This window comes from Haloimpatiens massiliensis, from assembly GCF_900184255.1.
Classification (GTDB): Bacteria; Bacillota; Clostridia; order Clostridiales; family Clostridiaceae; genus Haloimpatiens; species Haloimpatiens massiliensis.
In genome coordinates, this window is record NZ_LT854639.1 from 364,545 (window position 1) to 384,741 (window position 20,197).

Genomic DNA, 20,197 nt, shown 5'->3' on the forward strand with positions numbered 1-20,197 from the left:
ACAGTCTAAAAAAATATATTTATTGTGGACTTAAAAGCAGATTTTTCCTACGCCACTTACGTCACAATTTTCTTACAAAATGTCATTTATTAAACTATTTTATGAGAAGCATAGTGTTCCTCTGCATCTTTTTGTTTTTCCTCTAAGTAATTACATATATCCTTAAAGTCTTGAATCCACTTAATCTTGGCAAGTTCTCTTAAATCTAAAACTATGCCTGTGCTTTTTTGTTTTATACATTCCATATTATATATTGGTGTTTCCACAAAACCTTTTTTATAATTATATACACAAGGTACAAAGTTATCCCAGTTATTTTCAAAATATTTAGTTTTAGCAAAACATAATCTATATATATGAAAAATCATTCCCAAAGCTGAACTCTTTTTTGCAAATCTGTGACTAAAATATTCCTGATCCGGGTATTTTTCCTGAAGTCTTACCCAGTAAAGTCTTTCATTTGGATGAAGATTGTATTTATCTAGTATTTTGCACTTTTCATGGCCTAGCTCTTCTCTCATTATTTTTTCTCTTTGCTGTGCCTCTAAACCTTTTAAAGTATCATTGTCCATAAACATACTTCTAACCTCCAAATCTTATATATATTATACTTCATCTTATATTCTATTCTCCAACCATCCACAATTCCAATATGGATTATTTATAAACAATATTTTATCTATAGATTATCTCAATTTCATAAATTTCTAATATATCAAACTTCGACTATATTCCCTATATATCGGTAGGTGCCTGACACCTGAATATTTTCTTTCATTAATTCAAATACTATTATAGAAAAATAATTTAATTTGAAGGGAGTTTTATAGAATGACCGTTGTAAATAAATTAGCTCAAACTTTAGAAATGATTAAGGCATCAGAATCCAGCTGCAAAACTTTTTCTATGGATACAGATGATCCTCAAGCAAAGAAATTATTTAATCAAGTGGCTGAAAACTTAAAGATGTGTGAAGGTATGCTTCAAAGTAGAGTTAACTACATTATGAGTGAAGAACCTCAATATCAACCTCAAGAACAACAAAAGCAAATTGACCAACAAATACAAGCTGAAAATCAACAACAGTAAATATAAATTAATAAGCACCTTATGGCTTAATTATGCTAGTCTGCCACTCAGCTAAAATTTAGTATATTCCTCCATAAGACACTGGTTTTATATGTCTTAACTATAGTGTTTAGTTAGCTATGGTCATAAAAGATTTAAAGTGAACTAAAATAAATGGCTGTCGCATTAAGGAATTCACTACAATATATTGTTTTACAAGTTTAAAGTTGACACAATATACCGTAGAATTTATTCTTAGTGCAACAGCCCCTTTATTTTTTACCTCTGTCTTAAATGGATGTTGAAAATTAATATGAAATTACTATTCAAAGGTAGAATGATACACCAAGCATTAGAAAGACTCAATTCCTTATATATCAAAAGTTATATATCTTCCTAGGATTGCATCTATTGTTTGTTTATCTTCACGGTCTGCATATATTGTAAGCATGTAATATCCCTTGTTCACTTCTTCTATAGGCTTGAATAGCATTATTATGGCTGTGCTTATAGCTGCCACTATAGAAAATACAGCTGACGTTAAAATAGTAGATACCAGTGAACCTCCTGACGAAATAGGATTTAAAATAGGCATGGGTATTACTGAATTCCCATGAAATAATCCTATAAGAGCGCCTATTATGCCTCCACAGACCGCTGCTTTTAAAATACTTTTTACTTCTCGCTTGAATATAATACAAGTACTGGATACTTCCTCTACATAATTATCTGTAAGCTGTTTGCTGTTTAAATTGTAGATTCCATTATTATTAAAGTCATCAATAGCTCCCTGTAATTCCTCTTTTTTAGAAAATATTTTTGTAACTCTATAGGTGTACCTAGGAATGTTCTCCAGCTTATTCTTCATCTTTTCATGTAATGCATTTTGAGCTTCTTCCTGGTCTATCTTTGCTTTAACTTTCCTATCTAATTCTTTCATTTTTTCTTTTCTTCTCAACTCTTCTTTAATTTCTACTTTTTCTTTTTTTCCTATCACCTCTTTGTTATCTTCTACTTTAAGTTTTCCTTTATATTCTACCCCATCTAGGTTTTGTTCCATTTTTAATTCATTATTTTTCTCTACGTTATCTATATTATCTTTTCTTATTTTATATATATTTTCTTTTCCTATTTCATCTATATTTTCTTTTCCTATTTCATCTATATTTTCTTTTCCTATTTCATCTGCATTATTTTTTCCTATTTTATCTATATTTTCTTTTCTTATTTTATCTATATTATTTTTTATTTGCTCATTTTCATTTTTTTCTTCTCTACACATTTTTCTCCTCTTTGTAAAATTCTTTTATTTTTATTATTTTTTATTTATGCACTTTTAACAACTTAAAAATTTATAACTGTTCTTTACTTAATTCAAACTTATAAGATTTTCTGTAAGACAAATATTAAACTTCTAATGAGTTAACGACCTGTATCCAGTTACTTCATTTGAAATGAAGGCATGCTTATCTCTAATAACTCATCTATTTTAGTTTGAGTAAGATTGCTTATGGCATCTTCAGAACCTATTATCCAACCACTATTGTATACATGCTCTTGTGGTGAATTATAGGCTGGCTTTATTACTTGAAGATAATTTTTCACCACATCTGGTATTTCATTTTCCTGAACTAAAAGTATTGGTGCATGCTTACCTTTATGAGATAAAACTGTGGATGTTACAGCAATTTGCCATTGCTTTGGATTTACAAATATGAAATTATGTCCAGGTTCCGAAATACCCCATCCAAAATCTCTAGGTCTTTTTCCTATCCACCAAGCAAAATTTTTACCTAAATCCTTATAGCTTGCAAATCCTACCGATGTACTGTATACATCATTACCTAATGGAATTCTTTGCACATGACCGTATTTGGAAAGTTGCTTTTCTGTAGAATTTAAAATAAGTTCTTGCCCTCCTAAAATGTATATATATGCTTTTCCGTGTCTGTTTTTTAGAGCTTTTTCAACCTCTTTTGGAATTTTATCTTTTTGTATAAAAAAGAAACCATCGCCTGAATGAGAACTCCATGCTGCTTGTGGTAATGCATACTGTGGATTTTCAATAGAGGTTATTATTACTGCATCTCTGTGATCTCCATTTAATGCTGCTAAATAATTATCTATGTTTAAACTTAAAGCAAAAACGTTATCACCATTTATATGCCTATACTTAAGTTTCCTATTATCTAGAGTTTTTAATACACTAGCATCCACATTTCCTATTACAATGATTTTCGTATTTCCATCTAGAAATATTCCTTCAGGCTTTAGTCTATCTATCTCCTTTAAGGTTTCCTCTGGTACATGCTCCTTTTTAGTATAAAGTATTGGAGCATTTATAGGTTCATGTGAAATTCTAGCTGCCAACATGGCATCCTTCATTTTATCATCTCTCACTAATATAACTGCATTAGGCCTGTTATACTTAAATGAGGATGGATAGGCCACTTGAGTTATAGCTACTGTAGTTCCATACAAAGTTTTCCCTTGAATTCTTACTGTATTACTGGTGACTTTTTGCTCTATAGAATTTCCCTTTAAAATTGTTTTACTCCTATGATAATAAGGTTTGTATATGAACAAGAAATATATAGCTACAGCTAAAAGAATTAATGCAATTGTCAAAACTACTCTATATATTTTTCTTAAAATTTCATTAGTCATAAATAATCCCTTTCTTCCATCAGTTGTATTATAATTCCTTACATAATACCTATTTTTCTACCATTCCTAACAAGTATCCAATTTGGTATGTATGAAGTTAAAAATCCTATAAAAGCTGAAAACTGCATAAATCCAAACCAAGATATATTTTTTTCACTTAGAATTACTGGTAAATATACCCTATGAAGCCACCACATACTTATGAACATACCCACTGAAACTGCAATGATAGAAATAATTGTAAGAGGTAAACTCTCCCTAACTGCTTCCTTATGTTCTATTCCCTTCATCTCAGCTATCATAGCTGGCATAAATACGAATAAATTTAACAAAAAAGCAATTATAAAAGATATTATCATATTTAAAATCATAGGATTACCTAATAGGTAGGAACCGTATCTTCCATAGAAAGATATTAAAGGTGATCCTACATAAGTAGATATGTAGTTAACTCCTATTATTGCCGATGCCCCAAAAGCTATACTCATAATTGTGGCAACAGCAGCCTGCTTCCATAATGGTCTTAGCCAAACTGCATTTTGGTTCATTTTCATCCAAGGGGAGTTTATATAACATATTATGTAAAGCCATAATCCCACAGGTCCCAAAACCAGTACTGCCAATATCCACATAACTTTAGTTAAAGTATTTAATCTTTTCATCCTGTAAAAAGCATGTAGTCCGGTCCAAAGAGCCCCCATTAATGAGATTAAACTGAGTATTATAGAAATTACATCTACTCCGCTAACTCCTTGAGGTCCTAATGTTTTATATGGTTGTATTTCTTGAGAGTAATCTGCTCTAGCCTGAACAGAAAAATCTATTACATCTTCATTTCCTATTACCCAAATATTATTAAATGGTCCTTCTGTAGGATTAACCCAATAATTAGGCTTATTTCTCCACAGATGATTTTCTGTTAAAGTAGACAATTTATCTTTATCCGTCCATAAAATCGGCCCTGCTTTGGCCTTCAGAGAAAGCTGACTACCTAATATAGCCATAGTAGGTTCTTGCCTTGAACAAATCATAAAGCTTTGGTGATTGTCGTTTCTACTTCTATTTATATTCCAGCCAACACCCTCCTCATTATCATAGAACCTGGAAAAATTAATGGCAAAGCTATCTGCACTGCGCCCTGAAATAACTTTAGTTGGTGTATTTAAATTTTTATTTAAATTCTGTACAAAATCTTCTCCAGCATTATTCTTCTTGCCTAATATATATAGTTTATCTAACTTTACATCTTTTATTGCCTGTTTTGATGCATTATAAAGCTGATTATCTTTATTTAAGTATAGTAATAGTCCTCCATTTCTAACTATCCAAGGTGCTACTGGTATAGCCATCAAAGGCTCTTTATCTGAGATTATAAATCCATACTTTTCTTGATTATATTCATTTCCATTCTGAAAGTTTTGCATTTCGTACACCTTTGATAAAAGTTCATTTGTATTTTCATAGCTTACAGCCTTCACTCTAAGTCCAGTATTTTCAAAGTCTTTTCTTAAATCTTCTATATTTGATCCTAAAAGTAATATCTGTGAATTATCTAAAGATAATATACCCTTGGGAAGTGTACTCTTAGCGTAATTTAAAATACTCTCTCTATTGCTGCTATTTATTTGTAGAATAGGGCTATTGTACTCTTTTACCAATGGCATTAAACTCAAAACCTGTTGCCATTCATCTGATTTAATTACTATAAATCCATTAGGCTTACTTTTATAATCCCCAACTGGAAATAAAATATCAGCAGTTTTTATGCCTATATCCTCCTTAGATTTTCCCATAACTCGTACGGTATTTCCTGTATTTAAATGAACCCTCTCATTTTTTAAATTTATTTTTTCTGGGAAAATAGCATTTTTTAAAATTCTCATTTGACCTACAACTAATACAATACATAAAAGTGTAGCTACATATACAGATGCTTTTTTCATTTATATCACTCTCCACTAATTGCTCCTTAATCATTATTAATCTATCTATGAATTTACACCCTGTGAACTCTCCCTCCACTTGCTTACGCTGAAATGGGAGCTTCTTGTTTAAAATATACCTACCTATATATTAATATTTGCTTTTCTATCTATAAAAATACACAAAAGACGTGACAATTTTTCATCACGCCTTTTGTGTATTTATTCGACATAATACGGTAGGTGACAGTCACCTGGCGATGACTGTCACCTATTCTATCATTTTATATCCAACTCCAAAAATTGTTTCTATTATTGAGTTTACTTTGTTCTCTTTGAGTTTTTTTCTTATTCTTTGAACATGTATGTCTACAGTTCTAGTATCGCCTATAAAATCAAACCCCCAAACTCTTTCTAAAAGTTCTTGCCGATAGAATACTCTGCCTTTATTTTCTGCAAGAAATACTAATAAATCAAATTCTTTATTGGTTAACTTAACTTCTATGCTGTTTTTTAATACTCTTCTTTTTTCTTTGTATATAATTATATGTTTTTTTAAATTCAATACCTGACACAATTCTCCATTACTATCTTTTGCACAAAGTTTTATTCTTCTAAAAATAGCTTTAACTTTAACTGTAAATTCTCTAATATCGAAAGGTTTTGGTATATAATCATCTGCACCTAGTTCAATGGCTAAAATTTCTTCAGTAATATCTTTTGCATCAGTTATGGTCACTATGGGGATTATAAACTCTCTTGCTACAACTTTGCATAGTTCAATTCCATTTATATCTGGAATATTCAAATCTAAAACCAACATATCTGGTTTGTATTTATGCAAAAAATATATGGCTTTCTTGCCCTCTTTAATAGCAATGGCATTAAAGCCTTCTTTATGAAGTGCTTCACAAATAGTTTTGGATATTAAATTTTCCGGTTCTATAATGAGAATTTTTTTTGTTTCCATAAATATCACCCATATTAAATTTTATTACAGGATGCATATGTAAAAAGTTACAAATCAGATACAAATTAGCCTTATATTGAAACATTTATAGAATATAATCTTTAGATATAACAAAGAAGCTTTAATTAAATAATAGAAACTTATATATAGCACTTTTGTGAAATTTATATTATAGCACTATTTATCATTTAGATAGTAAGCAAAAGAAAGTGAGGAGATAATTTTGTGCGGCTTTGTAGGTTTTTTCACTAATGAAAAAGTTAAAAATACTGATATTGAAAATATAAGGAAGATGAATTCCAAGATACAGCATAGGGGTCCTGATGATGAAGGTATATACTATGGTCATAATATTTTGTTAGTTTTTAGAAGGTTAAGCATAATAGCTTTAGACTCAGGTAAACAGCCTTTTTCCTATAACAATGACAATTACCACATTATTTTTAATGGTGAAATCTATAATTATATTGAATTAAAGGAAAAGCTTATAAATGAAGGTCTAGAGTTTTCTACAGATACAGAAGCAGAAGTTATATTAGCACTCTATAAACACAAGGGTAGAGACTTTGTAAAAGAACTTAGGGGCATGTTTGCCTTTGCCATATGGGATGAAGTTAATAAAAAACTTTTCTGTGCTAGAGATCCTTTTGGTATTAAACCCTTTTATTATATAGATAATGATAATAGCCTTTATTTTGCATCAGAACTTAAAAGTTTCACGGGCATAACTGATAAATATTCTAATGAAATCCGCCAAGATTCACTACATAATTATTTAACCTTTCAGTTTGTCCCTGAACCTAACACCATGTTTAATGATATAAAACTCTTAGAATCAGGATGTATTTTAGAAAAAAGCTTAAATGAAAAAATTAATATTACAAAGTATTGGTATCCTAAGTTTAATCCTATAATTAAAGACACTAACGAAAAAATATCGGAAATAAAAACCGTTTTAGAGAATTCTGTTAAAATACATATGAGAAGCGATGTTCCAGTTGGGTGTTTCCTATCTGGTGGTATTGATTCCACTATAATAGCTTTGCTAGCTAAAAAATTTAATCCTCACATCAAAACTTTTACCATAGGGTTTAATAGAAATGGTTATAGTGAAGTAGATTTAGCTAAAGAAACTGCAGAAGAATTAGAACTTGAAAATATAAGCCGAACCATAGATTGTGATGAATTTATAAAAGACATTGAAAAAATAGTATGGCACATGGATTCGCCAGTGGCAGATCCTTCACTTATACCAATATACTATATTTCAAAAGAAGCCAGAAAACATGTGAAAGTAATACTATCTGGTGAGGGTTCCGATGAACTTTTTGGGGGATATGGAATATATCATGAACCACAATCTTTGAAAATGTTCTCTCACATACCGGCCTCTGTTAAAAGGGCTTTAAAACATATTGCTTATATTTGTCCGGAAGGGGTTAAAGGTAAAAGCTTTATAGAAAGAGGCTGTACTCCTTTAGAAGAACGCTATGTTGGAAATGCTAAGATTTTTAAGGACTATGAGAAAATGGATTTTCTTAAGAATTATAACAAAGCTTTCACATACAATTTGGTTACAAAGCCTCTTTATGAAGCCGCTGTAAATTATGATGACATTACAAAAATGCAATATATAGATATAAATACTTGGCTAAAAGGTGATATTCTCATAAAATCTGATAGAATGTCCATGGCTAATTCCTTAGAATTAAGAGTTCCCTTCCTAGATAAGGAAGTGTTTAAAGTTGCTTCTAGCCTTATGACTTCTGATAAAGTACATAATAGTACCACTAAATATCTTCTTAGGGAAACTTTCAAGGATGATTTGCCTATGGATAATATAATTAGAAAAAAACTAGGATATCCAGTGCCTATCCGCCACTGGCTAAAAAACGAACTTTATTCTTGGGCTGAATCCACTATTAAAAATAGCATGGCAGATGAATATATAAATAAGGAAAATACCTTGAAAATGCTAAAAATACACAAAACTGGTCATATAGATTACAGCAGAAAGCTGTGGACAATAATTACATTTATTTTATGGCATAAAGTGTTTATTGAAGAAGTCAGCTGCGAAGCTAAAGCTATTTAAAGAATATATTGTGACATAATACATTGAAGAAAAATCTAATTTTAATTGCGTAATAAATGTGTAATTTGGGACTGTTCACAATTCCACATTTATTACTACATTAAAATCAGATTTTTAGTTTAATTTGTTTATAGTTGGAGAGAGAAGCCTACTAAAGGAGGATTTTCCTCCACTATGTTACGGAAAATCTTTAATTAAATAAATGGGATAGCAAAAAGCTATAACTGTTCCATTAAATGGAGTAGTTATAGCTTTTCTTTAAGGGCTTAAAAATCTTTTATTGGCCATAGCCAGCCTAAATAAACTCCGCCTGAAAATTAAGAACTGCCACTAAATCATTTTGGGACTAATATAAATCCTTAGTCATCAAATAAAATTTTCTAACAGGCTAACTTTAGCTCGGTAAGTACTTTTTCTATAGGTATATCTTTTTTAACTTGCTCATAAACAAAATATACTAGTTCTTTAGCCGCTAGGCTTTTGATGGATTTATATATTTAGCGAATTCCTTAATTTGCATTGTGATTCCTAATGGAGAAATTTTTTATTTTATGAGTTTATTGAAATGTAAATTTAAATAGTTAATGCGATTTCTATCAATGAGACTATCGTCCCACTTTAAGTGACTCAAAATCTATATATTGAGCTACTAATTTTAGCAGTTAGTATATGTTCTGAGATTTTAAGTAAAGACTTTGTGCCATCTAAATTTATTAATCCATTAATAATAGTGATTACATGATGAAATTGTGGCTTATTCATTCCATAGTTTACATCATTTAAGTAATTGTAAAGTTCATCATTAATGGATATAATATTATTAAATTTATTTGGCATACTGACCACCTCCAGGTAATATTTGTGTTGTAACTTATATTTAACACGGAAAAAGTCAGTGTACCATATTTATTTTTTGGTAATAGTACCAATTCAACTTTTTATTTTGCAGAATTAAAGTAATTAATTTATGAATAAGTAACAAGAGAACAGTTAGTAAAAGTTAGAGTCCTTCAAAAAGTTCAGCTTTGCTGAATTTTCACCACAACTATTACTTTTTAGCTATTACCTATTACTTATCTACAAGTTCTTATTTATCCAACAATTAAAGTTATATATTATTATATATAAATCCTAATCATACCTACATATTTACGCTGGCTACCGCCCAATAAAAGATTTTTAAAGCGCTAAAGAGAAAAGGAGCTGTTGCACTAAGAATAAATTCTACAATATATTGTTTTAACTTTAAACTTCCAAAACAATATATTGCATGTGAATTCCTTAATGCAACAGCTCCCTTTTTCATTTTATGCATGAACTGAAAAATCTGTCTTTAAGGTAACAATAAATATATTTTCTTAGACTATTGAGCTAGCCTTAGAAATTCTTTGTTTTGAAATTTCAATACCCGTTAAGAAGCTTTCATGTTTGAGCGCCGTCAGAAGCGAGTTTGAAAGCTTTAGGGTATTGAAATTTGAAAACATTAGAATTTCTTGGCGTATTGCGAGTAGTCTAAGAAAATATATTTATTCTGGACTTAAAGACAGATTTTTCTTATTGCACTTGCTTCACAATTTTCTTATGATGCTAACTGTAAAAATTCATCCATAGTTATAGAATATTGAATTTCCTTTGGTAATTCCTTATCCTCTGTAAAACCTAATTTTTTAAACGCCCTTTGAGAACGTCTATTTTTATAATTAATTTTAGCCACCACTTCATCAACTCTCCATTGAAAAAATGCATGTTTTAATCCTTCAAATATTGCATTAGTGCCTAATCCCTTGCCCCACTTTTCCTTATCGCCAATTACTATTACCATTTCTGCTGCACTGCTTTTAGGAACAAGTCTTAAAAAGCCAACAGGCTCTTCTTCCTTAGTAGTTACCATAAAAAAACTTCCATCTTGATTAAATAAATGAGTTAAAATTGGCATGTTAACTCTGTATATTACTTGTTCAATACTCTTACTAACATTTTGTCTTTCATTTAAATATTGCGTAACTTCATAATCTTTTAGCCAATCTACGATCATCCAAGCATCTGATTTAAACACTTCCTGACGCAATTGCACCTTACCATTCATTTTGCATACCTGTTGTATAAAATCTACTAAAAGCTAATATTTAGAGATTTATTCCTTATTCAACGCAACCTGTTTCGTCATAAGACTACTCCAGTTTGATATGTTGCTCCAAAGGCTTAAATTCCTGCACAACGCACAGTACATATACAAGTTTACGTTTAAGTGTAATATCTTGTATTTACTTATTTTGCTTGGTTGTCGCTAACTACTTACGCAAGTAGTCTTATTCATACACTAACCCCCTCTAGGTTTTACCCTATGATTACACCACTTTCGCAATGTATGGGATTCACAATAGCTAATTAATATTATACACAAAATAAGATAAAATATACATGTGAATTTATATTACATTCCGTTATATTTTGGTAGATTTAATACAACAGTTCACCTCCTCCATAAAATAATAAAACCCTACTTAGGGATTTTCTTACATCTCAGTGGGTTTTAAATCAAATATATGTAAGGCGTGTAAGCCTCAATCTTTTATATCAAATACTGTATTGTACTGTCAATGGCTGGAATTTACCTCTACTAAGGTTTATTTAAAAATGGAAGTTAAAAAGTGCCTTTCCCTTAGTTTTGCTCCCTAATCTAACTACACTCCATTAAATCCAAATTAATTGAAAAAAAAGTTAGTTAATTAACATTTTCGTAAGAAATTCTTCATTTTTATAGTATGCATTTTGTAATATGTTTCCTTTAATATTAAATTATAATATTAATTTAACTTAAACTGCTCGAACCACAAGTTTTTACACTAAATTCTATAAACAAAGTACTAAAATAGCTAATCCATATATGGATATTATATCACTGATATTTAAGGAGGTTATTATGGAAGGCATGTGCAATGATAATCAAATTTACAAGAGAAAAAAATTAAAAAAACGAAATATTAAGATTAATAGATTTAAATACAAAATAATGTTCCTCACCCTGCTTATTATCATCCTCCTAATTTATTTTTCAAGTAATTTAATGAATGATAAAAATTACAATTATAAATTAGGTAAAAAAATATATACATCAATGAATGATAAACAAAATAGAACAAAGGCCTATGTCAGCGCTGTATATCTCAATGGCGGCTATTCTGAAAATACCTGCGTATATTTTTTAGCTGAGGTTTTAAGAATGAGTGGCGAAAAAATTGATGTTAGTGTTTGTAATACTGCTAAAATTTTAGATATAATGAAAAGGGACGGCTGGAAAATAGAAAGAAATTATAAAAAGTTAAAGCCAGGAGATATTTGCTTTACTACTGATGAATCATTGAATAAGAATGGAACTCCAACCCACACCTATATATTTATGGGATGGAAAAAAGAAGGAAATTATGATTATGCCTATATTTGTGACAATCAAGCTAAAGATTATAATGGCAAAATATATCATTTAAGAAACATAACAAAAGCAGAAAAGATGGGTAAAAACGTTAAGGAACCTTTTAGCTTTTTTATGTATAAAAAATAATTTCTATACTTATTATATACATTTAAAACAGTAAAGCTAGTGATTGTGCACTAATAGCTGTCGATTGCACTCTAACCACTAAACAGGCTGATACTAAAATATACTAATACGGGGGGATGGACGTGGAGGACACTTATAATGTACTTGTAGTGGATGATGAAAAAGAAATTAGGGATGCTATTGAAGTATACTTAAGAAGTATGGAAAACATAAAAATAATAAAAGCAGCGGATGGATTAGATGCTTTAGATGCTCTAGAAAATAATGAGGTTCACGTAATACTTTTAGATATAATGATGCCTAAATTGGATGGCATACGAACCTGCATGAAGATAAGAGAAAAAAGAAATATCCCTATTATAATGTTATCTGCTAAAAGTGAGGATACAGATAAAATTTTGGGACTAAATATAGGCGCTGATGACTATATAACTAAGCCCTTTAATCCATTGGAGCTAGTGGCAAGGGTAAAATCTCAACTCAGGAGATATATAAATTTTGGGAATTTCCCTAAAAACTCTAATGATCAAATAGTTATAGATGGACTAGTCATAAATAAAACAAGACATGAGGTTACTGTTGATGGAAGCTCTGTAAAGCTTACCCCTATAGAATACGATATACTTCTGCTTTTAGCTGAAAACCGAGGCAGGGTTTTCCCTTCTAATGAAATATATGAAAGGGTTTGGAATGAGCCTTCCTTTAAGACAGAAAATACCGTATCAGTGCATATACGAAGGCTTAGAAAAAAAATCGAAATAAATCCTAAAGAGCCTAGATATGTAAAGGTGGTGTGGGGAGTTGGATACAAAATTGAAAAATAAGCTCCTAAATAACTCAAGTTTGTGCAATTTTCTAGAAAGATTTATACTTATTTTATTTATAGCGCTTATAATTCTTTTTACTATAATAAATTCCAATATGTCTTCTATTCACTATAAAAAAGAAGACATTAATTCTACAGAAAGTTCTTTAACGCAAATAAATTCAAAAATTGATACTGTAAAAAACTATGAAAAGGGTAAAATAGATATTAATTTGATAGATTTCAACGCCTGGATGCTACATTGCGCAACACCTAGTAATTTATCTGTTTATAAAAAAACCAATAATTTGAGAATACTCTCTGAAAAATCTCAAGAAGAACTTACTAAATTAAGCAAAAATTTAAAACCTACATGGGCTGGAAATGATTATAGTCGATTAGTAAAGTTTATAGTAATTGATAAAAACAAGCTTACATTTATCACTAACGATATGGATAATATAGATTTTATTAAAAACAATGTTAAAGCATTTTCTCAAGAAGATGGTCAGTTTTATAATTATGTTTCCAGTAAAGGCAAGTGGTACAATTTGTCCTATAATTCTTCTTCGGCACCTGCACACAACTATGATGATTCAAATTCTAACAATTCAAATATTATTATACACAACCCTGGAAATTTTGTTGAGGCATATTGGTTTCCAATAGACTATGAATATTCTAGAGAAGATAACTTATTACTTGAAAAATTATTTAATGAATCCAAACAAAATTTAACTTCTCAAGTAACTTCTTTAAAATCCAACATTGTAAGAATGAAAAATGATATAACTAAAGCTAAAGTAGCAATAGTTATTTGTTGCATTTTAATTTTTATAATTTTGTTTGCTCTTTATTGTTTAGGAAAAACCCGCATTCTTAGGGGCATAAAAAATAACTTCTTATGGAGAGCTGCAAAATCTATAGATAATAAATTTCAAAATAAAGGTGTTATTTTTAAAGTTACATTTTTTGTTCTATCCACTGTATTTACATTCTTTATATACCTTATTAGCCTATTTGCTTTAAATTCAAGTATTATAGGATTATTAGTTTTATTTATACCTTGGACATTTATATATTTTATATTTATATTGCCTAGGATGATTAAATTTTTGAAATATCTAAATGATATAATAAAGGGCTCAGACAACATAACCAGTGGAAATTTAAATTATCTTATTCCTGAAAAGGGAGATAAATCTCTCAAAAAATTAGCTCATAATATAAATAAAATTAATAAGGGATTTAAGGTGTCCATTGAAGATAAGATAAAAAATGAAAGACTAAAAAGTCAGTTAGTGGCTAATGTATCCCACGATTTAAAAACTCCACTGACGTCTATAATAAATTCCACTGATATATTATTAAGAGAAGATATTTCTGAGGAAGAAAGGGAAGAATATTTAAAGATTCTTCATAGAAAAAGCTTAAAACTAAAAAAACTTATAGATGATTTGTTTCAAATATCTAAAATCAACAGTGGAAAAGTGGAATTAAACAAGGCAAATGTAGATGTTTTGGAACTATTAAATCAATCCATAGCTGAATACTCCGACACAGACATCTACAATGATAAGAACTTAAATTTTATTATAAGGCCTTTTAAAGAAAATATAGAAATGAATTTAGATGGAAATAAAATGTCTAGAGTTTTTGAAAATATAATTAATAACACCCTAAAGTATTCTTTGAAAGATACTCGGGTCTATGTGGATATTGAGCCTCTAAATAGTAGCAATTCCCTTAATCATAATGGACATAGCAATACTGGTGGCATTGTCAATGATTATAGTAACTCTAGTAATTACAATACTAATAATACTACCAATAATACCACCAATAATACTACTACCAATAATACCAATAACAATATTAACAATAATACTACTACCAATAACAATAATGATAATAATGCCAATAATTCTATTGGCAATGAAGACACTAAAAATAATTCTAATGCATTTGGCGGAATTAAAATAATCTTTAAAAATATCTCCTCTACCGCATTAGATTTTGACAAAGAAGAAATCTTCGAAAGATTTACCAGAGGGGATGAATCCAGAAATTCACATATAGATGGCAATGGATTAGGTCTTGCTATAGCTAAAAGCATAGTAGAGCTGCATGGAGGAAAAATGTATGTGGATTTTGATGGTGACCTTTTTAAATCTATAATTGAACTTTATTAGAGTATTTTACTTACTAATTTTGTAATAAAATAAAAGCTATACTCCATGGGGAATATAGCTTTTATTTTATATATTAAACGCATATGCCAGTTACAAGATACATTATATACATTAAACATATTAGACATATTAGACACAAATCGGCATAATTCGGTATAATTCGGTAGGTGCCTGGCACCTTATTAATAATAAAGACTTTCTGTTGGATATTCTGGGTCACAGGTTATATCAATGCCAAGTCTTCTGAAGGTTTGCTCATCATTTGTGCTTATGATTGTAGTAGAGTGAGCCTGACAACCTTTTAGCATGGATAGTTTTTCCATAGCCACTTGTGCAGTTGGATTTGTGGCTGCACATATGCTAAGGGCAATTAAAACTTCCTCACAGCTTAAGGCAGTGTTTTTAATGCCTAAAGTTTTCGATTTTAAGTTTATTATAGGTTCAAGTATAACTGGAGAAATAAGGTGAATTTCATCAGATATATTAGCTAGGTATTTAACAGCATTTAAAATTACAGCTGCTGTGCCATCCATTACGTTTGAACCCTTACCAGTAAGTATTGTGCCATCATTAAGTTCTAATGCTACTGCTGGACAAATTTCATTTTTATGAGATTTCTCCTTTAATTCAGCTGAACGCATTCTTGCAGGTATAACAACTTTTCTATCTTCTTGTTTTAAATTAAGTTCTTCCATAATAAGTTTAACTCTTTGCATAGTTTCCTTATCTGTATAACCTTTTTTATATTCGCATCCAGTTTTGAAATATCTTCTTATTATCTCCTGCTTAGAAGCTTCTTTTACAACCTCGTCATCAGTAATTCCAAAGCCTACTCTATTTACCCCCATGTCTGTTGGTGATTTATATATAGATTCTTCCCCAGTTATTTTTTCTATAATTCTTTTAAGTACAGGGAAAGTTTCAATGTCTCTATTATAGTTTACAGCTACTTTATTATAAGCATCAAAATGAAATGAATCGATCATGTTTACATCTTTAAGGTCTGCTGTAGCAGCTTCATAAGCTATATTTAAAGGATGCTTTAATGGAACATTCCATACTGGGAAGGTTTCAAATTTTGAATACCCTGCCACGTTCCCCCTTTTATATTCATGGTAAAGCTGACTTAAACATGTAGCTAATTTACCACTACCTGGACCTGGAGCTGTTACTACAACTATAGGCTTTGAAGTTTCAATATATGGATTTTTACCATATCCTTCATCGCTTACAATTGTGTCTACATCTGTAGGGTATCCCTTAGTAGCTCTATGTTTATATACTTTTATACCTCTACGCTCTAATCTATTTATAAAAACAGTAGTTGCTGGTTGTCCATCGTATCTAGTAATAACAACACTATTTACCTCTAAATCATAGGATCTTAAGTCGTCAATAAGTCTTAAAACATCCATATCATAAGTGATTCCGAAATCACCTCTTATCTTATTTCTTTCGATATCTCCAGCATATACACAAATAACTATTTCAACTTTTTCTTTTAATTTGTGTAGAAGTTTTATTTTTGCATTTTCATCAAATCCAGGTAAAACTCTCTTTGCATGAAGATCAAATAGAAGTTTTCCTCCAAATTCTATGTACAATTTGTCATAGTTGTTAACTCTTTCTAGTATGTATTTTGACTGTTCTTCTAAATACTTTTTGTGATCAAATCCTATACGCATGTTTACGCTTCACCATCCTAAAATAATTTTATAAGTTTAAATAATGCCTTTAACAAAAATAAATATATTTAGCCTTATTGTAGTTTCTAATGTAATTTCTATAGTAGAAACTAATTAATAAGAATAAATATATTTTAATTAACCAATTGATTATAATTCCTATTGTTATAGTGATACATAAATTAATAAGAATGCAACATTCCTGAATAATATATAAAATTTTGTATCCAAATTAAGGATACATAAATTAAAAAGAATAAACAGATTTTAATGAAGAATTTCTAATAGATTCTCTAATAAAAATTCTAATAGATTTTAAAATATAAAATACAAATATTAACTCAATAAATTTCTTTGACATTTCATTATTGCATAGTTTTCTCATAATGTAAATAGCATTTAGGCAGTAAATATAATATATAAATTTTCTTTATTTTCGAAAAAAACCCTTTAAGCTTATCATATATGACTTAGGGTTTATTAATGCCATAAAATATTTTATAATTATAGAAATTTTCTATAATCAACTATTGATCAAAAATTAATACCCCCAAATTTTAACTTGAGAGTATTACCTTATAAATTATAATTTTTTTCATTATATTTTTTCATTATACGATTAATCCACAATAAGCATTACATTACCTGAATTATGAAATTTCTCAAATTAAATTTATTGTTCCCAGCTCTTATGCAAGGCATGGAGGAGAAATTTCATAATTCCATCCCATTGTACCTTTTTGTGGTTTAATCATTATACTTTTTTCATTTTTTCTATTCAGCAATAAACTCTATTAAATCCTTTGCTAGTTTACCAATACGTGCCAAAGAATAAACATCATATCCCTTTTCTTTTAATTTATCACGTCCTGGTTGAAATGATTTTTCGACAACAATGCCAATACCAGAAACTTCTGCTCCTGCCTGTTCTACTAATCTTGCAGCACCTAAAGCAGCCTCTCCATTAGCCAAAAAATCATCTATAACTAGTATCTTATCTTCTGCTGTTATATATTTTTTTGACAAGGTTAGTTCATAATCTACTCCTTTAGTAAAAGAGTGAATTGTAGTTTGATATACATCATCTTTTAAAATCTTTGACGATTGCTTTTTTAAAGTTACCATAGGCAAATTCATCTGCATAGCAGTCATAACCGCAGGAGCAATGCCTGAACTTTCTATTGTAAATACTTTTGTAATACCCTTATCCTGAAAATAGTTTTTAAAATAAGTTCCCATTTGATACATTAATTGTGGATCTACTTGATGATTCAAGAAAGAATCAACCTTTAATACATTTTCATTTAATGCATGCCCTTCATGTAAAATTCTCTTATGTAAAATCTCCATTTCTATATCACCTCATAATATATCTAGTGCAGCACACCCTACACCATTATTTTGTAGTCTTTTAAATAAAACTTTCTTTATGCTAGGTAGCAGTTCAACCTAATCTCTTTCTTTTAGTATCACGTTCAATATAAGCGCCACTATAGTTCCTGTGGAAATTCCTGAGGAAAAAAGCATCTTTAAGCCTTCTGGTAATTTACCTATAAATTCTGGTCTAAAAGTAACTCCCAATCCTAGCCCAATAGCTGTGGCAATTATTAATAAATTACGGTTATTTATCTTCACTTTGCTTAAAGTTTGAATTCCCGCTGCTGCTACTGTTCCAAACATAACAATTCCAACGCCTCCAAGCACTGGTTGTGGCATTATATTAATAAGTGCTGCAACTTTAGGGAATAACCCCAAAAATATTAGAAGTATTCCAGCAGTCATGGTTACATGACGACTAGCTACTTTTGTTAATGGAATTAATCCAATATTTTGACTAAAAGACGTATTAGGAAGTCCTCCAAAAAATCCTGCAATCATGCTACCTACTCCATCTGATAAAACACCAGCTCCAACTCGCTTTTCATCTTCTTTTAATCCTGAAACTTCCAATATAGCTTTAAGACATCCTACTGTTCCTATAATAGTTACAAAATATGCTGGAATAAATGGAAGTAAACATTTTATATTAAAATTAACACCATATGCAAAAATATTAGGCATAGATACCCAACTTGCTTCAGCTACTGATGAGAAATCTATCATATTCATAGGTATACAAATAATATATCCCAAAACCATACCAATTAGTATAGATGCACTGCTCGTAAGTCCCCTTCCATAATGGTTTAAAAGTAGTGTAACTATCATTATGAATAGAGCTATAGAAATATTTTTTAAGCTTCCATAGTTAGGAGACCCAACCCCTCCTGCGGCCCAATCTATAGAAACGGGTAATAGAGTTAGTCCAATTAAACATACTACTGTACCTGTTACTACTGGAGGAAATAATTTCATTAAAGGCTTAATAAAAAAACTTAGCATAATAACTATAACTGCACCTAAAATGGTACCATCAAAAATACCTGCTAGTCCATATTGAGAACCTACAGCAATGGCTGGTGCCACAAAAGTAAAGTCTGTTCCCATTATACAAGCAACACGAGCTCCCACTGGACCTATTCCCTTAGATTGAATAACAGTCGCCACCCCTGCCATTAAAATTGCAGCACTAATTAGAGCTGTGGATATTTTAGCATCCAATCCCAATGCTCCTGAAATAACTATAGGTACTACAATAATTCCACCAAAGGCTGCGAATATATGCTGGAATCCTAGTAGAATCTGAGCTGGAATCTTAGGTTTATCATCAACTCCATAGTTCAACTGCACTTGAGCTTCATTGTTTTTCATATTCTTTTTTACTCCTCTCTTGTTAAAAATACTTATATTAAAAATATTTTCTATCATACAAGGAGCTTCGTAATGGATATGATTAAAGTCATATAATTATTTATATAAAACATAGCTATATAACAAATTTATAAGGCAAATTTGTAAAACAAAAAACACCTCAATATACATATAATATATGAGGTGTTGATTTTAAAATAAACAGATATAAATTCCATCTAATTATTAAAAAACAATACCCCGTAGTCTGCTAATTTACGGTTAGCAGGTAGAAACTTTCGGTCCATATTACCGATGATATACGAGCTTTCTGTATGATATACTGCATTATATCATATTTTTTTTAATAATCATATGGTAAAATATTAATGTTATGAGAATATTGCGAAGCAATACATTGAAGAAAAATCTGATTTTAATTCCGTAATAAATGTGGAATTTGGGACTGTTCACAATACGCCAAGAACTTCTAAATGTCTC

The 20,197-nt window shown here is 29.9% G+C and carries 14 protein-coding genes, 2 pseudogenes and 1 riboswitch; of the genes and pseudogenes, 6 read left to right on the forward strand and 10 right to left on the reverse strand.

Annotated features, from left to right (window positions below; all coding sequences use genetic code 11):
• Positions 1-89: 89 nt before the first annotated feature.
• A complete protein-coding gene (locus tag C1715_RS07020; RefSeq protein ID WP_341457741.1) occupies positions 90-578 on the reverse strand; it encodes a hypothetical protein in 489 nt (162 codons plus the stop codon).
• A 253-nt stretch (positions 579-831) separates the two neighbouring features.
• On the opposite strand from C1715_RS07020, the gene C1715_RS07025 reads away from it, so the two are divergent.
• Positions 832-1,089 carry a DUF1657 domain-containing protein gene (locus C1715_RS07025; RefSeq protein WP_035291806.1) on the forward strand — a complete coding sequence of 86 codons (258 nt, stop codon included), beginning with the start codon at positions 832-834 and terminating at the stop codon, positions 1,087-1,089.
• A 349-nt stretch (positions 1,090-1,438) separates the two neighbouring features.
• On the opposite strand, the gene C1715_RS07030 is transcribed toward C1715_RS07025, so the two are convergent.
• From C1715_RS07030 to C1715_RS07045, 4 genes are all read right to left on the reverse strand, one after another.
• On the reverse strand, positions 1,439-2,350 hold the full coding sequence (locus tag C1715_RS07030) for a hypothetical protein (RefSeq protein WP_102399831.1): 912 nt from the start codon (positions 2,348-2,350) through the stop codon (positions 1,439-1,441).
• 158 nt (positions 2,351-2,508) lie between these two features.
• On the reverse strand, positions 2,509-3,735 hold the full coding sequence (locus tag C1715_RS07035) for a cell wall-binding repeat-containing protein (protein WP_035291807.1): 1,227 nt from the start codon (positions 3,733-3,735) through the stop codon (positions 2,509-2,511).
• Positions 3,736-3,773: 38 nt separating this feature from the next.
• The gene (locus C1715_RS07040) at positions 3,774-5,678 is read right to left on the reverse strand and encodes a DUF4396 domain-containing protein (RefSeq protein ID WP_102399832.1); all 1,905 of its coding nucleotides are present in this window, start codon (positions 5,676-5,678) and stop codon (positions 3,774-3,776) included.
• Positions 5,679-5,928: 250 nt separating this feature from the next.
• The gene (locus tag C1715_RS07045) at positions 5,929-6,627 is read right to left on the reverse strand and encodes a response regulator transcription factor (RefSeq protein WP_035291811.1); all 699 of its coding nucleotides are present in this window, start codon (positions 6,625-6,627) and stop codon (positions 5,929-5,931) included.
• Between the two features lie 223 nt (positions 6,628-6,850).
• On the opposite strand from C1715_RS07045, the gene asnB reads away from it, so the two are divergent.
• Complete coding sequence (asnB, locus tag C1715_RS07050) at positions 6,851-8,722, forward strand: asparagine synthase (glutamine-hydrolyzing) (protein ID WP_035291812.1); 1,872 nt, start codon at positions 6,851-6,853, stop codon at positions 8,720-8,722.
• 627 nt (positions 8,723-9,349) lie between these two features.
• On the opposite strand, the gene C1715_RS07055 is transcribed toward asnB, so the two are convergent.
• Both C1715_RS07055 and C1715_RS07060 read right to left on the reverse strand, forming a co-directional pair.
• Positions 9,350-9,559 (reverse strand): hypothetical protein, encoded by a 210-nt coding sequence (locus C1715_RS07055; protein WP_035291814.1) that lies wholly within the window; start codon positions 9,557-9,559, stop codon positions 9,350-9,352.
• A 742-nt stretch (positions 9,560-10,301) separates the two neighbouring features.
• On the reverse strand, positions 10,302-10,808 hold the full coding sequence (locus C1715_RS07060) for a GNAT family N-acetyltransferase (protein ID WP_035291816.1): 507 nt from the start codon (positions 10,806-10,808) through the stop codon (positions 10,302-10,304).
• Between the two features lie 981 nt (positions 10,809-11,789).
• On the opposite strand from C1715_RS07060, the gene C1715_RS07065 reads away from it, so the two are divergent.
• From C1715_RS07065 to C1715_RS20290, 4 genes and pseudogenes are all read left to right on the forward strand, one after another.
• Positions 11,790-12,284 carry a hypothetical protein gene (locus C1715_RS07065; protein WP_242971911.1) on the forward strand — a complete coding sequence of 165 codons (495 nt, stop codon included), beginning with the start codon at positions 11,790-11,792 and terminating at the stop codon, positions 12,282-12,284.
• Positions 12,285-12,400: 116 nt separating this feature from the next.
• On the forward strand, positions 12,401-13,108 hold the full coding sequence (locus C1715_RS07070; protein ID WP_035291817.1) for a response regulator transcription factor: 708 nt from the start codon (positions 12,401-12,403) through the stop codon (positions 13,106-13,108).
• 1,084 nt (positions 13,109-14,192) lie between these two features.
• Positions 14,193-14,564 (forward strand): annotated as a pseudogene (locus C1715_RS20285) (sensor histidine kinase); the annotation flags it as partial.
• A 549-nt stretch (positions 14,565-15,113) separates the two neighbouring features.
• Positions 15,114-15,230, forward strand: a pseudogene (locus C1715_RS20290) (ATP-binding protein); the annotation flags it as partial.
• A 233-nt stretch (positions 15,231-15,463) separates the two neighbouring features.
• Here C1715_RS20290 and C1715_RS07080 read toward each other — a convergent pair.
• The 3 genes from C1715_RS07080 to C1715_RS07090 form a co-directional block, all read right to left on the reverse strand.
• Positions 15,464-16,966: a DUF1846 domain-containing protein gene (locus C1715_RS07080; RefSeq protein ID WP_102399834.1), complete on the reverse strand. Its 1,503-nt coding sequence runs from the start codon at positions 16,964-16,966 to the stop codon at positions 15,464-15,466.
• A 774-nt stretch (positions 16,967-17,740) separates the two neighbouring features.
• Positions 17,741-18,316, reverse strand: coding sequence for a xanthine phosphoribosyltransferase (locus tag C1715_RS07085; protein ID WP_102399835.1), 576 nt, complete (start codon positions 18,314-18,316; stop codon positions 17,741-17,743).
• Between the two features lie 99 nt (positions 18,317-18,415).
• Positions 18,416-19,717 carry a nucleobase:cation symporter-2 family protein gene (locus C1715_RS07090; protein WP_102400007.1) on the reverse strand — a complete coding sequence of 434 codons (1,302 nt, stop codon included), beginning with the start codon at positions 19,715-19,717 and terminating at the stop codon, positions 18,416-18,418.
• 223 nt (positions 19,718-19,940) lie between these two features.
• A riboswitch (purine riboswitch) is annotated at positions 19,941-20,042 on the reverse strand.
• Positions 20,043-20,197: the final 155 nt, after the last annotated feature.